This window comes from Ruegeria sp. O11, assembly GCF_056535285.1.
This window is the reverse complement of the sequence record NZ_JBQERS010000001.1, coordinates 673,802-688,541: the sequence shown is the minus strand read 5'-3', so window position 1 is coordinate 688,541 and position 14,740 is coordinate 673,802. Positions and strand designations below refer to the sequence as shown.

At 55.3% G+C, this 14,740-nt stretch carries 14 protein-coding genes; 7 read left to right on the top strand and 7 right to left on the bottom strand.

Annotation, left to right across the window (positions count from 1 at the left end):
- Nucleotides 1-156: 156 nt before the first annotated feature.
- Genes ACRZ91_RS03440 through ACRZ91_RS03425 form a run of 4 tightly spaced genes read left to right on the top strand, consistent with a single transcriptional unit; the run spans nt 157 to nt 4,391 of the window.
- Nucleotides 157-1,758 (top strand): L,D-transpeptidase family protein, encoded by a 1,602-nt coding sequence (locus ACRZ91_RS03440; RefSeq protein WP_480902625.1) that lies wholly within the window; start codon nt 157-159, stop codon nt 1,756-1,758.
- Nucleotides 1,759-1,792: 34 nt separating this feature from the next.
- A complete protein-coding gene (lpxD, locus tag ACRZ91_RS03435) occupies nt 1,793-2,884 on the top strand; it encodes a UDP-3-O-(3-hydroxymyristoyl)glucosamine N-acyltransferase (protein WP_480902623.1) in 1,092 nt (363 codons plus the stop codon).
- Between the two features lie 32 nt (nt 2,885-2,916).
- On the top strand, nt 2,917-3,174 hold the full coding sequence (locus ACRZ91_RS03430; protein WP_010440190.1) for an acyl carrier protein: 258 nt from the start codon (nt 2,917-2,919) through the stop codon (nt 3,172-3,174).
- Between the two features lie 8 nt (nt 3,175-3,182).
- On the top strand, nt 3,183-4,391 hold the full coding sequence (locus tag ACRZ91_RS03425) for a beta-ketoacyl-[acyl-carrier-protein] synthase family protein (protein ID WP_170470313.1): 1,209 nt from the start codon (nt 3,183-3,185) through the stop codon (nt 4,389-4,391).
- A gap of 49 nt (nt 4,392-4,440) precedes the next feature.
- Here the strand turns inward: ACRZ91_RS03425 and ACRZ91_RS03420 are convergent, their stop codons facing one another.
- A complete protein-coding gene (locus tag ACRZ91_RS03420) occupies nt 4,441-5,034 on the bottom strand; it encodes an invasion associated locus B family protein (RefSeq protein WP_170470310.1) in 594 nt (197 codons plus the stop codon).
- A 451-nt stretch (nt 5,035-5,485) separates the two neighbouring features.
- On the opposite strand from ACRZ91_RS03420, the gene ACRZ91_RS03415 reads away from it, so the two are divergent.
- Nucleotides 5,486-7,033, top strand: coding sequence for a helicase HerA-like domain-containing protein (locus tag ACRZ91_RS03415; RefSeq protein WP_480902619.1), 1,548 nt, complete (start codon nt 5,486-5,488; stop codon nt 7,031-7,033).
- Between the two features lie 44 nt (nt 7,034-7,077).
- On the opposite strand, the gene ACRZ91_RS03410 is transcribed toward ACRZ91_RS03415, so the two are convergent.
- From ACRZ91_RS03410 to ACRZ91_RS03385, 6 genes are all read right to left on the bottom strand, one after another.
- Nucleotides 7,078-7,332, bottom strand: a complete 255-nt coding sequence (locus ACRZ91_RS03410) for a hypothetical protein (protein ID WP_170770911.1) — start codon at nt 7,330-7,332, stop codon at nt 7,078-7,080.
- A 186-nt stretch (nt 7,333-7,518) separates the two neighbouring features.
- Complete coding sequence (locus tag ACRZ91_RS03405; protein ID WP_480902616.1) at nt 7,519-8,832, bottom strand: branched-chain amino acid ABC transporter permease; 1,314 nt, start codon at nt 8,830-8,832, stop codon at nt 7,519-7,521.
- Complete coding sequence (locus tag ACRZ91_RS03400) at nt 8,829-9,839, bottom strand: branched-chain amino acid ABC transporter permease (RefSeq protein ID WP_480902612.1); 1,011 nt, start codon at nt 9,837-9,839, stop codon at nt 8,829-8,831. Before ACRZ91_RS03400 ends, ACRZ91_RS03405 begins: the two co-directional genes overlap by 4 nt.
- Before the next feature lie 85 nt (nt 9,840-9,924).
- The gene (locus ACRZ91_RS03395) at nt 9,925-10,755 is read right to left on the bottom strand and encodes an ABC transporter ATP-binding protein (protein ID WP_170778559.1); all 831 of its coding nucleotides are present in this window, start codon (nt 10,753-10,755) and stop codon (nt 9,925-9,927) included.
- Nucleotides 10,752-11,540, bottom strand: coding sequence for an ABC transporter ATP-binding protein (locus ACRZ91_RS03390; protein ID WP_170470288.1), 789 nt, complete (start codon nt 11,538-11,540; stop codon nt 10,752-10,754). Before ACRZ91_RS03390 ends, ACRZ91_RS03395 begins: the two co-directional genes overlap by 4 nt.
- 129 nt (nt 11,541-11,669) lie before the next feature.
- Complete coding sequence (locus ACRZ91_RS03385; protein ID WP_170778563.1) at nt 11,670-12,851, bottom strand: ABC transporter substrate-binding protein; 1,182 nt, start codon at nt 12,849-12,851, stop codon at nt 11,670-11,672.
- A gap of 170 nt (nt 12,852-13,021) precedes the next feature.
- Between ACRZ91_RS03385 and ACRZ91_RS03380 the strand changes: the two genes are divergently transcribed.
- Nucleotides 13,022-14,116 (top strand): PQQ-dependent sugar dehydrogenase, encoded by a 1,095-nt coding sequence (locus ACRZ91_RS03380; protein ID WP_480902609.1) that lies wholly within the window; start codon nt 13,022-13,024, stop codon nt 14,114-14,116.
- A gap of 81 nt (nt 14,117-14,197) precedes the next feature.
- A complete protein-coding gene (locus ACRZ91_RS03375; protein WP_010440178.1) occupies nt 14,198-14,725 on the top strand; it encodes a GNAT family N-acetyltransferase in 528 nt (175 codons plus the stop codon).
- Nucleotides 14,726-14,740 lie beyond the last annotated feature (15 nt).

Sequence of the window (14,740 nt, the reverse complement as noted above, 5' to 3'; positions counted from 1 at the left end):
TCTGCATCCCAGGTTCCGACGATGCAAACACGCATCACGGTAAAAAGAAGAGGCTAATTGATATATTTGTGAATAGACATTAACTGCACCTCCAAACATTATTTCTAAACGCCGTAGAAATTTTGCGGCAAATCATTGAATAACCAAGGCTATCTGATGTCGTTTGTTTCTCGTGCTCGTTCTAGTGTATTTGCAGCTACCTTTGTGGCAGTTTCAGCTTCCGTCGCCTTGGCGGGAACGTCTGACACCGCCTTCCAGATGGCGGTGGCTGAAAGCACGGTTTCAAACACTGCGATCGCTGAGTTCTACCGGAAAAATGCGTTTGATCCGGTGTGGGTAGGCAGCACTCCTGAACATGAAGCGCGGCGCGCTGCCTTGATAAAGGCTTTGTCAACAATCGACATGCATGGGCTTCCGCGCGCGCGCTATGATGTCTCGGCATTGATTGCGAAGATGCAGGACGCCAGAACAACCCGTGATTTAGGTTTGATCGAGGCTGAGCTAAGTCAAGTTTTTGCTAAATATGCCAATGATATACAGTCCGGTGTTACTTCACCTTCGCAAATTGATGCTGGCCTTGTACGGGATGTTGAACAGCGCAACACGCAAGAACACCTGAAGCGTCTTGTTGCCGGCGATGGTGATGAGTACTTCAATGAGATTATGCCTCAATCACGCCAGTATCGAGCGTTGATGAAGCAGAAAATTGCGCTCGAAACGCTGATCGAAGAGGGCGGGTGGGGTGAGACCGTTCCTGTCACAAAGCTTGAGCGCGGAGACACAGGCGCGAATGTCATCAAATTGCGCAATCGGTTGGTCGCTATGGGTTATTTGAAGCCCACTGCAAGCCCCAACTATGATGACGTGTTGCTTGCTGCCGTTCAGGCGTTTCAAACCGCACATGGGCTTGAACCGGATGGCGTTGCAGGTAATGGAACAATCACCGAGATCAATCGGCCAGTATCCGACCGTCTGAAAGCGGTTTACGTTGCTTTGGAACGTGAGCGTTGGCTGCCCGAAGAACGTGGTGAGCGCCATATTCTGGTGAATCAGGCAGACTTTTCGGCAAAGATCGTTGATGACGGTCAGGTCACGTTCGAGACACGCGCAGTCATTGGCAAAAATACACATGATCGCCGTAGTCCAGAATTTTCGGACGAGATGGAGCATATGGTGATCAACCCCAGCTGGTATGTTCCGCGCTCGATCATCACCAAAGAGTACCTGCCGAAATTACAAGCTAACCCGAACGCAGTGGGGCATATCCAGATTACTGATCGTGGGGGGCGGCAAGTTAACCGGGGCGCTGTTGATTTCACCCAGTTCACCGCAAGGAACTTCCCGTTCTCGATGCGTCAACCACCAAGCAGAAGCAACGCGCTGGGTCTGGTGAAGTTCATGTTCCCGAACAAGCACAACATCTATCTCCACGATACGCCACAGAAGTCTTTGTTCGCGCGCGAGGTGCGGGCTTTCTCACACGGATGTATTCGATTGGCGCAGCCATTTGAATTTGCATATGCATTGCTGGCCAAACAGGAAGAGGATCCAAAATCTTTCTTCCATCGTGTGTTGAACACTGGAAAAGAGACGAAGGTGAACCTTGAAAACCCGGTGCCGGTGCATCTGATCTACAGAACGGCCTATGTCGGACCGAAGGGTGAGGTTCAATATCGCCGTGATGTATATGACCGTGATCGCAAGATCTGGGAGGCATTGCAAAAGGCAGGGGTAGCCCTGCCGGACGTTCAGGGGTAATCACGGGGCAACTACGCGCCACGAGGAAGCCCGCATGCAATTCACAGTTCAGCAAATCGCCGACGCTCTTGGTGCTGTGGCCGAGGGTCAGACGAGTTTGACGATCCTTCGCGCAGCCGAGCCAGGCGATGCGGGACCGACCGATCTGGCGATGGCAATGTCGCCCAAATACGCCGAAGCCTTGGCGAATGGCGCGGCGCGGGCCGCTGTACTTTGGGATGGGGCAGATTGGCAGGCTTTGGGTCTTGAGGCCGCCATCTTTGTTCAGCGCCCGCGTATGGCGATGGCCGGAATAACGTCGATGCTGGATCGCGGGCAGGGCATTGCACCGGGGATCCACCCATCGGCTGTTATCGATGAAACTGCTGAGATTGGAGAGGACGTATCGGTCGGTCCGCTTGCCGTGATCGGAGCGCGGGCAAAGATCGGTAAGGGTTCGGTTATAGGCGCGCATTGCGTGATTGGGATGGATGCTTCGCTGGGTGAAGGCGCTCTGCTTCGCGAGATGGTAAGCATTGGGGCGCGGGCGCAGATTGGTGATCGTTTTATTGCTCAGCCGGGCGCGCGTATCGGAGGTGACGGGTTCAGCTACGTCACGCCTGAGGTATCAGGCGCTGAAAACGCGCGGAAAACACTTGGCGATCAAGGGGATGCAAAAGCGCAGAGCTGGTTGCGCATTCACTCACTTGGGGCGGTCGAGATTGGCGACGATGTTGAAGTTGGGTCGAACTGTACCGTCGACAACGGCACTATCCGCAACACTGTGATCGGAAGCGGGTCCAAGTTGGATAACCTTGTACATGTGGGTCACAACACGCGCGTGGGGCAGGATTGCTTGCTCTGCGGTCAGACTGGAGTTTCCGGTTCGGTTGAGATCGGAAATAACGTTGTATTGGGTGGTCAGACTGGCGTTGTCGACAACATCTTTATCGGTGATGGGGTAATATCCGGTGGAGGCACCAAGATCTTGTCGAATGTGCCTGCTGGCCGCGTGATTATGGGTTATCCAGGGATCAAAATGGAAAGCCACACAGAGATTTACAAAGCCCAACGCCGATTGCCCCGTTTGGCCCGTGACGTTGAGGCGTTGAAAAAGGCTGTTTCCAAACAGGCTCCAAGCGATTAAATCAACCCCAACACGATAACCAGGGGATCGAGATGAGCATCAGCGACCGCGTCATTGCAATCATTGCCGAGCAGGCCGTGCTTGAGCCTTCGGATGTGACGCCCGACAGCACGCTCGAGGATTTGGGCATCGATAGCCTGGGTCTGGTCGAGAGCATCTTTGCCATCGAAGAAGAGTTTGATATCACGGTGCCCTTCAACGCGAACGAACCCACTGCAAGTGATTTCGATATTTCAAACGTGGCCGCGATTATTGCGGGCATAGAAAAACTTGTATCGGAAAAGGTCTGACCTCCGGTATGAAACGCGTCGTCATTACGGGTGCGGGCACCATCAATTCTCTGGGTCATTCTGTCCCCGATACGCTGGAAGCCATGCGTGAAGGCCGATGCGGTATCTCAGATCTTGAGTTCCGTGATGTAGACCGGTTGTCGATCAAAATCGGCGGTCAAGTGCGCGGTTTTGAGGCTGAGGGGCGGTTCAATCGTCAGCAGATGACGCTGTATGATCGGTTCACACAGTTCACGCTGACCGCTGCCAAAGAGGCGATTGACCAGTCAGGTATTGTGTTCTCGGGTGATACTGCGGCACGGTCAGGCGTTGTTTTGGGAACCGCCGGGGGCGGTGTTTCAACCTGGGATGACAACTATCGTTCGGTCTACGAGGACGGTAAAAACAGGGTGCATCCATTTGTTGTCCCCAAATTGATGAACAACGCAGCAGCCAGCCACGTTTCGATGGAACACAACCTAAAAGGCCCCAGCTTCACGGTGTCGACCGCTTGTGCATCATCGAATCATGCCATGGCACAGGCATTTCAGATGGTGCGCAGTGGGGCTGCACCAGCCATGGTAACTGGCGGGTCGGAATCGATGCTGTGCTTTGGCGGTGTTAAGGCGTGGGAAGGGCTCCGTGTCATGTCCAAAGATGCCTGCCGCCCATTCAGTGCGAACCGAAACGGGATGGTACAAGGCGAAGGAGCGGGTGTCTTTGTCTTCGAAGAATATGAACATGCGCGTGCGCGTGGCGCTGAAATCTTGTGCGAAGTCGTGGGCTTTGCCATGTCTTCAGATGCGGCTGACATCGTTATGCCAAGCAAACAAGGGGCTTCTCGTGCGATGGCCGGTGCCTTGGCTGATGCAAAATTAAACGCCAGTGACGTGGGGTATATCAACGCGCATGGCACTGGCACGGCTGCCAATGACAAAACCGAATGCGCTGCGGTTGCTGATGTATTTGGCCCTCATGCAGATGACCTCATGATCTCATCTACTAAATCAATGCATGGTCATTTGATTGGTGGAACTGGCGCGGTCGAGTTGCTGGCCTGTATCATGGCCTTACGCGACGGAATTGTCGCCCCGACTATCGGCTATGAAGAGCCTGACCCCGAATGTGCACTCGATGTGGTGCCGAACGAAGCGCGTGAGGCGAAGGTCGATGTCGCACTTAGCAACGCGTTTGCCTTTGGCGGATTGAATGCCGTTCTCGCGCTAAAGCGGATATGAAAAAGCCGTCGCTGTTAAGCAACGGCCGGGGTTTTAGCTAAATTCGGTATCAGTTTGCTGACTCAGTCAGGCCATCAAATGCTGCGGTGAAACCGCTTAGCGACATCTCCATGTTCAGCACCTGATCCGGCAGGCGGGCAGGGACCAGCGAGAGCACTGCAGTGGATCCCGATCTCATGGCATCGATATCGCCCTGTGTCAGTCCCAGTTGCGCAAGACATCCTACCGGGACACAGTGGTGATAGTTATACAACTTGCGCGGCGCACCATCGATTGAAACCGCCAACTGAGCCTGCAGAAGTGTTTCAAGCGGAACCACGACATTTGCCCAAGCGACAGCGGCACCTCCTTGCGGCAACTTGCCGATCGACACCTCGGCGATTGGATCGCCTTGCTGATTGTTCAGAATCTGAACCATGGCGCACGGATCCTGGCTAGCATCGGATTTGATGCAAGAAATTTTCCAATCGCCCGATTGCTCTTTCTCATATTGCTCGCCAATCCGGGGACCGGTCTGGCCCAAATCCAGATCAGAACCGACCTCGGCCCCGGTTTCCGGAGCGTCGGTGCTTTCCTGCGCCAGGGCCGTGGTGCAGAAAAGTCCTGCCGCCACGATGCTAAGGGGTGCCAATTTCCTGATCATAAATGCCTCATCTTGATGATCCAGCTTTTTGCCTCGTCTAACATTGTTGTAGGGCGGTGTCAGGAACAATCCGAACGACGGTCTGCAAATTACTCAATTTTTTGCCGATACGCGCCAAACACAGCAAATTAAGCAGTGAACAGGCAATGAAAAAGGGAGCCGGTGGAGCGGCTCCCTTCTTGAATTTTTCTCCCCGTCGGACTGGCCGACTTAGTTATGCGCAGACGTTACGAAAGCGAAACCCATCGGTCAACTGCTAACCCCAAAAAAAGAACCGATATCGTTGGATTTGGTCAGAATTCATAAAAAAGCCGTGCCCGAAGGCACGGCCAGTCGACAGGGAGGAAGTTTGTCACCGCAGTCAGACCACGATGAGCAACATTTACTCTCGCAGCGAAAGGTTAACTTTGTATGCTTGCAGCAGATCGGTAGAATTCAGGGCAGTTTCTTAATGGACAACAAAATATTCGTAGGCGGCGGCGGTGATGGATACTCAGTGGCACAGGGGTTGTCATTGAAATACGCGAACCGACACGGTCTTATCGCCGGCGCGACCGGAACAGGTAAGACGGTAACGCTGCAAATTCTGGCCGAAGGGTTTTCGCAAGCCGGTGTTCCGGTGTTTCTGTCCGATGTCAAAGGTGACTTGTCGGGATTGGCGCTGCCCGGAAGCGAAAGTCACAAGCTGCATCAAGCCTTTCAGGACCGCGCTGCAAAGATCGGGTTCGATACATTCTCGTACACCGCGTGCCCGGTTACTTTTTGGGACCTGTTCGGTGAACAAGGCCATCCCGTCCGAACGACCGTGACAGAGATGGGCCCGCTGTTGTTATCCAGACTGATGGAGCTTAGCGAGGCGCAGGAAGGTATTCTGAATATCGCCTTTAGGGTCGCGGATGAAGAGGGCATGCCGCTGCTGGACTTGAAAGACCTGCAGGCATTGCTGGTCTGGATTGGCGAAAACCGAGCCCAGCTGTCGCTACGATATGGCAACGTTTCCACGGCATCGATTGGTGCCATTCAGCGGCGTTTGCTGGTGCTTGAAAATCAGGGCGGCACGAACCTGTTCGGTGAGCCTGCGCTGGAACTTGCAGATCTGATGCAAACTGACGAAAGCGGGCAAGGTATGGTGAACATCCTGGCCTCGGACAAATTGATGGGTTCTCCGCGTCTATATGCGACTTTCTTGTTATGGTTGCTCAGTGAACTCTTCGAGGAATTGCCCGAAGTTGGTGATCCGGAAAAACCCAAGCTGGTGTTCTTCTTTGACGAGGCGCATTTGCTATTCGAGGACGCTCCAAAAGTACTGGTGGATAAGGTCGAACAAGTGGCACGGCTTATCCGATCGAAAGGTGTGGGTGTATACTTTATCTCGCAGAACCCGGCCGACATTCCCGAAGATATCCTCGGCCAGTTGGGCAATCGGATTCAGCATGCGCTTCGGGCATTTACCGCACGAGACCGAAAAAACCTGCGTCTGGCGGCAGAGACCTATCGCGAGAATCCCGCCTTCGATACCGAGGCCGCCATTCGCGAAGTCGGCGTGGGTGAGGCGGTAACCTCGATGCTGCAAAAAAAAGGAGTCCCGGGTGTCGTCGAACGCACCCTGATCCGACCGCCGGGTTCTCAACTTGGTCCGATAACCAAGGCTGAGCGTCAATCGTTCATCGAAGCGTCTCCAATGGGTGCCAAATACGGCACCCGGATCGATCGCAAATCTGCCTTTGAAATCCTGCAGGCCCGAGCCAATGCGGCGGCCAACGCGGCTGAACAGGCCGAATCTGACGAAGTTTTGGAGCAGCAGAGCCCGATGGAACGGGAATATGCCTCGGCCCGCAGATATTCGGGCAGTCGTGTCGGGCGCTCTTCTTCGCGTGTCTCGCGAAAGAAGGATACTTTCGCCACGGCCATGAGCGAGGCCGTGATCAAAGAGCTGAAAGGAACGACAGGTCGCCGTATCGTTCGCGGCATCCTGGGCGGATTGTTTCGCAATCGCTGAAACGTAGGATCAGGCGCGCGATCAACAGGTCGCACGCCGCCTGATCAGCGCTTCAATCGCCGCAGGCCTTCTTGTTTGCAGTAGTTGTCTGCCTCGGGCACCGACATCTTGGTGGCGGGGAAATCGATCGCACGATCCCAGCTGACCCTGTCATGCCGGTAAAGCTGGCAGGTCACGACCCCTTTGGGTGTCTGCACCTTGACCGGGGTGGTTTCCAATTCCTCTGGCGTGGGTACGCAGGCCGACAACACTGCCATTGTCGGAACGGCCATAGCGAATGTTTTGAGTGGTTTGTTCATAGCGAGGTCGATGCTCTCATCCTGGTAAACTTCAGATCATTAACAACCCTGCGCCAATCTCGCACAGAGCTCGGCACAGCAGCGATGTGGTGGTTCGCAGTGTGCAGGTTTAGCCCTTTCTGATCTTCCGCACAATAAAACGCGCCGGTTCACGGCGCGTTAGGGGAAAATCTCACGAAATTTTGCTTATTTCTCGGGGATCAACCCTCTTGGGCTGAATCTGAGAACAATCAGCAGAATAAGTCCCATCGTAAACAACCGCATATGTGCTGCGCTGTCTATCAGATGCGACTTCAAAGCGCTGCCATCGGGCATTCCCGCGGTAATCAGGTTCATCAGCCACAGGCCAATGGGTTCAACCTGCACCCACAAGAACCAGATTAGGAACGCTCCCAGTACGGCTCCGAAGTTGTTGCCCGATCCACCGACGATGACCATGACCCAAACAAGGAAGGTAAAGCGCAAGGGGTTGTAGGTACCTGGTGTCAGCTGCCCGTCGAGCGTGGTCATCATTGCACCGGCAATGCCGCAGATGGCCGAACCCAGAACAAAGATCTGCAGGTGCCGGCGGGTGACGTCCTTGCCCATCGCCTCAGCTGCAACTTCATTGTCACGAATGGCACGCATCATGCGGCCCCAAGGACTTTTTAATGCCATCTGAGCCATCCAGAGCAGTATCAGCAACACGATGAGGAACAGCAACGAATACCCAAGCTTCACGGATAGGGTCGAGGCGGTGACGGGGTCCAGCCCGATCCATTCGGCCCGCGCGATGAAAGAGGGGTCTTGCTGCAGCTCAACCTCATAGCCCACCACTGGTGCGGGGCGTGGTATGCCGTAGACATTCTTGACCCCTCGGGCCAACCAGTCTTCGTTTTTCATAACCGCGATGATGATTTCGGCGATCCCAAGCGTAGCAATCGCCAGATAGTCCGAACGCAAACCCAGAGCGGTTTTACCGATCAGCCAGGCCGCGCCTGCGGCCAGCAGCCCTCCAGCCGGCCAAGCGAATAGGACCGGCAGGTTCAGCCCGCCGATATTGCCTGCTACAGCAGGATCAATCGCTTCGATCGAAGCAACATTGGGATCAAAGATTGCTCGGTAAACAAAAAAGCCAACGACCAGAATGCCGATGATCGCAAACGTCCGTGTGCGCCCTTTCGGCATCTTCTGCGCGACCATAACGGCCGCGACCACCGTTGCCGCGCCCAGCAATAGCGAAAGGATGACACCGTATCCTCCACTTGACCATGCGCCGGGCGTCGGTGGGGTTGAGACCAGAACAACCGCAAGCCCGCCCAGCGCGACAAAGCCCATGACACCGACGTTGAAGAGGCCCGCAAAGCCCCATTGCAGGTTCACTCCGATCGACATGATGGCTGAGATCAGGCCCATGTTCAGGATCAGGATCGCCGCGTTCCAGCTTTGCGTAAACCCGGTCAACAGGATCAGGCCGCCAACGACAACAAATAGCAGCGTGTTTTTGACGGGCTCGCTCATATTACTTTTCCTTTGAACAAGCCTGTCGGCTTAAACAGCAGCACGATCAGCAAGATGGCGAAGCTGACAGCGAATTTGTAGTCGGTGGAAAGAAACTGAACCAACCCTGACGGTTCCAGACTTTCCGGTGCCAGATAGGTCAGCACCTTCTTCCACGCATAGGTGACAGTTACTTCGGAAAACGCGATGATGAACCCGCCAGCAATGGCGCCCAGAGGGTTTCCGAGGCCGCCCACAATGGCCGATGCGAAGATCGGCAGCAAAAGCTGGAAATAGACGAAAGGCTTGAAGCTTTTGTCGAGCCCGTAAAGCACACCTGCTGTGGTCGCCAGGGCGGCGACGATGATCCAAGTGATCATCACCACGCGTTCGGGGTTGATACCGGACAGCAACGCCAGATCCTCGTTATCCGAGTAGGCGCGCATCGATTTGCCGGTGCGGGTCTTGTTGAGGAACCAGAACAAGGCGGCAACGGCTACCACAGCGACAACAACCGTGATGGCTTGCGAGGTCTTGATCGCAAGCCCCTCGTTCAGCCCTGTCCAAGCCTTGAAATCCCGCGCTTTGATCAGGAACCGCGCACCGTCTGAGAACCTCTGGTCATCCGGCCCGATGATGAACCGTACCAGCCCGTTCATGATGAACATCACGCCCATGGATACGATCACCAGAATAACCGGTTTGGCCTTTTGTTCCCGGTAGAACCGATAAACCAGCCGGTCGGTGATCAGCACCAGAACAATACAGCCCAGAACGGCAAAGGGCAGGGCGAGCAGAGCGGTCGGCAACGGCCCAAAACTGACACCGGCGGCCTGCAAGCCCCACGTGACCAGCACGGCAATCATCGCACCAAAGGCCATGGTGTCGCCATGGGCAAAGTTCGAAAACCGCAGGATGCCGTAGATCAGCGTCACCCCCAACGCGCCCAGCGCCAACTGGCTGCCATAAGCGATTGCTGGAACAAGAACGAAGTTGGAGAGCGCCACAAGGGCGTTGAGGAAGTCCATTAGTTCGTTACCTCATTTTCCAAGTTCGTTCGTCTTTTCGACCTGATTTCAGAGTGATCAAACACGAGAGTAGCTGTCACTGGCCTCATCCCCCCAAGAAACTCTTGCGAACTTCGGGATCGGCCAGCAGTTCCTTGCCCGTGCCAGTATAGGCATTGCGCCCCTGGACCAGCACATATCCCTTGTCCGCAATCTCTAGCGCCTGGCGGGCATTCTGTTCGACCATCAGGATCGGCAGGCCGGTGCGCGAGACCTCGATGATCCGATCAAACAGCTCATCCATCACGATGGGCGAGACACCAGCGGTGGGTTCGTCCAACATCAGCACCTTCGGCTGCGTCATCAGCGCGCGGCCCACAGCGACCTGTTGGCGTTGACCACCTGACAGCTCTCCGGCGGCCTGATTGCGTTTGTCGCGGAGAATGGGGAAGAGGTCATAGACCTGCTCCATCGTATCCGAGAAATCGTCACGACGGATGAAAGCGCCCATCTCAAGGTTCTCTTCAACCGTCATCGACGTGAAAATATTCGAGGTCTGTGGCACAAAGCCCATGCCACGCTGCACACGATCCTGCGGGCTGAGATTGGTGATGTCTTCGCCATCCAGGCGCACAGACCCTTGGCGCACGTCTAGCATGCCAAAAACGGCCTTCATTGCAGTCGATTTACCCGCACCGTTGGGTCCCACGATCACCGCAATCTCACCCTTGTCAACGGCAATGGTGCAATCATGCAGGATGTCCGGCCCTTTGCCATAGCCGCCGGTCATGGTGTCACCAATCAGGAAAGGGCCGCCCTCGACTCGGTGAGTCTCACCGCTTTTGCGATGCGCTGGGGTCATTGTGCCGACACCATGCGTATTGGTGATCGAGGCGTCCTTGTTGCCCTTATCGTCCTGGTAGGGGTTGTCGCTCATGCGCCCGCCTCCAGCTTGTCTTTGTTCTTCAGGCCGGTGCCTAGGTAAGCTTCGATCACGTGTTCATTGGCTTTGATCTCGTCCAGAGTACCCTCGGCCAGCACCTTACCCTCGGCCATACAGATGACCGGGTCGCAGATCTTGCCGATGAAATCCATGTCGTGCTCGATGACGACGAAGGTATAGCCGCGTTCCTTGTTCAGGCGCAGAATCGTGTCAGCAATGGTCATCAGCAGGGTGCGGTTCACGCCCGCGCCGACCTCGTCCAGAAACACGATCTTCGCATCGACCATCATGGTGCGGCCAAGCTCAAGCAGCTTTTTCTGACCACCAGAGACCTGACCTGCCTTGTGATCTGCCAGATGCTCGATGGTCAGGAACTCCAGTACCTCATCGGCCTTGGCTTTCAGCGCGCGTTCCTCATCGGCGATACGTTTACGCCCGAACCATGTGTTCCACAGCGATTCACCCGATTGCGCACCGGGTACCATCATCAGGTTCTCGCGGCAGGACATCGAGGAAAACTCATGCGCGATTTGGAAGGTACGCAGCAGGCCTTTGTGAAACAGCTCATGCGGAGGCAGGCCAGTGATATCCTCACCATCCATGTGGACCTTGCCGCTGGTCGGTGGAAGAACACCCGCGATCACGTTGAACAGAGTGGTTTTTCCGGCCCCGTTCGGACCGATCAGGCCGGTGATGGACCCTTTTTGGATTTCCAGCGATGCCCCGTCCACCGCATGAAACCCGCCGAAATGCTTGTGCACGTCTTCGACGACGATCATCTTTTCCCCTTGCCGCCCTGTTCGGCGTTCTTGTTGTCACATCCCCTTAAGGGAGGTGCGGCCTTTTGTCATTGAAACAGCCCGGACACAAGGCCCGGGCTGCTTGATTTTATGACTATGAAGTTCGGATCAACGGAAGTTGACGGTCTTGTTCTCGCCGTCGGTCACTTCGATCTCGCGATAGGAACCTGCGCTTTCACCGGGTCCGATCAGTTCAACACCAGATGCGCCGACATAGTCGATGTCTTGACCAGCAGCCAACAGTTCCAGACCTTTGGCCAGTTCACCGGGATAGATTTTCTCACCCGGAGCGTTGGCAACCTCCATGATCTTTGCACCGTATTCTGCCGGAGCGGTCGAGCCTGCGGCCTGCATGGCCAGCATGAACAGTGCGGCGGCGTCGTATGCTTCAGGTGAATAGGGCGACGAGCCGTCAAAACCAGCGGCTTCGGCCATGGCAAAGTATTTCTCGGCACCTTCTCCACCCGAACCGGCGATCTGTCCGAACGAGCCGTTCAGATCGGGCCCGACGTTTGCGGGCAGCGAGTCACCGATCATGCCGCCAGGCAGACCGAACGTGTCAAACGCGCCGCTGTCCAGTGCTGACTGGATGATGCCCAGACCGCCTTGGTCCAGATAACCCGCAACCACCAGTATGTCGCCACCGGCGGAGGCCAGCGCGCCGACTTCTGCCGAGTAGTCAGCCTTGCCGTCTTCATGTGCAGCGACGATGGTGACTTCACCACCCGAAGCTTCGAATGAAGACTGGATCGCGTCTGCCAGACCTTTGCCGTAGTCGTTGTTGGTGTATGTCAGAGCGATCGAACTGATGCCGCGATCGTTCAGGATATCTGCCATCACCTGACCTTCACGCGCATCCGACGGGGCGGTGCGGAAGAACAGGCCGTTATCCTCCATGGTCGACAGGCCAGGCGATGTTGCCGAGGGTGAGATCATGACCATGCCGTTCGGAATCGCAACGTTCTGCAGGATGGCGCCAGTTACGCCCGAGCAGTCACCGCCGATGATGCCAGCGACGCCATCCGCGATCATGCGTTCGCCGTTCGATGTCGCCAGGCCGTTGTCGATGCAGCCGGTGTCAGCACGCGTTCCGGTAACGGTTGAGCCATCCAGCAGCTTCCCGGATTCGGTAACTTCGGCCATTGCCAGTTCAGCGCCCGAACCCATGGCAGGTGCCAGCGATTCAATCGGACCCGTAAAGCCAAACAGCACGCCCAGCTTAACGTCGTCGGCCATTGCGGTTCCCGCCAGCAGGGCGGTTGCTGCGGTAGCGGTAAGCAGCTTTTTCATTAGGTTACTCCCTATTTATTGTTTGAACGTTGTCGTTCTGGGCACGACCCTAGGCAAGCTGTTCGGAAAAGAAAAGTCCTAACAAAAAAGTGCTTTTGTCCGCAGACAATCTATCTGCTTTGATGGGAATTGAGCCTTAATACCGAAGTATTGTTGAGAAGAGGGTAGAGATGCATAGACTTTTAGCGATTCTGATTCTGTCCTGTTGGTCGGTGTCCGGCTGGTCCGATGTTATCGAGACTTCGGTCGGGAGAATTCAACTCAACCAAGTCGTGAAAGGCCTGGACACGCCGTGGGCCATTGGCATTCTTCCGGACAACAGTTTCGTCGTAACCGAACGCGACGGAGAGCTTCTTTACGTCGCTGAAGGCGAGGCAAAGCGCGTCAAAGGGGTGCCAAGAGTGGTCGCGAACGGGCAGGGTGGTTTGCTTGATGTCACGATTGCTCGGAATTTCAGTCAAACCCGAGAGCTTTTTCTAACGTTTTCAAAGCCGCAAAGAGGTGGTGCGGGTACTGCAGTTGCAGTCGCGCGGTTCTCCGAAAGCGGGGATCGCCTGACCAACCTGCGCATAATTTTTGAGGCCGTGCCCGGCGGTTCCGGGGGTAGGCATTTTGGCTCGCGTGTCGTCGAGGCCGAGGATGGTTCGTTGTTTGTCACGATTGGAGATCGTGGGGATCGTCCGGCTGCTCAAGACCGGTCAAATCATTTGGGGTCGGTTATTCGATTAAATCGAGATGGAACAGTTCCTCGTGGCAATCCGTTTGTGGACAATCCCGATGTCCGGCCCGAAATCTGGTCGTTCGGTCACAGGAACCCTCAAGGAGCCAACTTGGATCAGCAGGGTCGGCTTTGGGTATCTGAACACGGGGCCAAAGGGGGCGATGAGGTCAATCTGATCCGGCCCGGAGCTAACTATGGATGGCCCGTGATCTCTTATGGGGTGCATTACTCGGGTCAGAAGATTGGCGAAGGAACGTCGAAACCGGGGATGGAGCAGCCTAAACACTATTGGGACCCGTCTATCGCACCCTCGGGATTGCTTGTGTATTCAGGTAAGCTCTGGCCAAAGTGGAAGGGGGATCTGTTCGTAGGCTCTTTGAAATTCGACTATATCGCACGGCTTTCGGGCAATCCGCTGCGCGAGGTGGAACGGATCAAGGGTCCTGAAACAGAACGTGTCCGTGATATCGTAGAGGCGTCCGATGGGTCGATCTGGTTCATTTCGGTCGGGCAGGGCGCGGTTTATAGGATGTCGCGCCTCTGATAACCTGCAACGAAGTTATTGAATTTTCCAAGTCATCGAAGCGTTTGAGTAACCCGGTGGCCAGTTGTTTTGAGGTGCCAAATGAGTGGCTTCGTAATTGAACTGTGCAGCACTATACCGCCGAAGAGCGAACTGAATTCGATCTTGAAAGAGTATTACGCGCTTATCGTTGTCAGAATGCAGGCAATGGGATTTGAGATAGATCCAGCTGCCCCTGAAAGCGCGCTGGCCGAGTTCTGGGCAAATACGGATGACTATTTGCCTCCGAATGGATGTTTGGTCGTGGCCAGAAATCAAACCCGAGACATCATTGGATGCGGAATGCTGAAACGGTTTGATTCCCGTACAGGTGAGCTAAAGCGTGTCTTTGTGATTGAGGGAGCAAGAGGAACCGGCGCGGGGCGTGCCCTGATCATGGCCCGTGAACAAGCTGCACGCGATATGGGTCTTAAGCGCCTGATCGCTGACACACTGACGCCAAATGTCGAAATGCGAAGCTTGTATCCCAAGCTCGGATTCGTTGAGCTCGAAGAACCGATCGAAACCACAACCTATCTGGATCAACCAATGCTTCGGCCGCACCTGCATTACTTCGAAAAAGAGCTGTAGGTCTGGCAGCGTCCT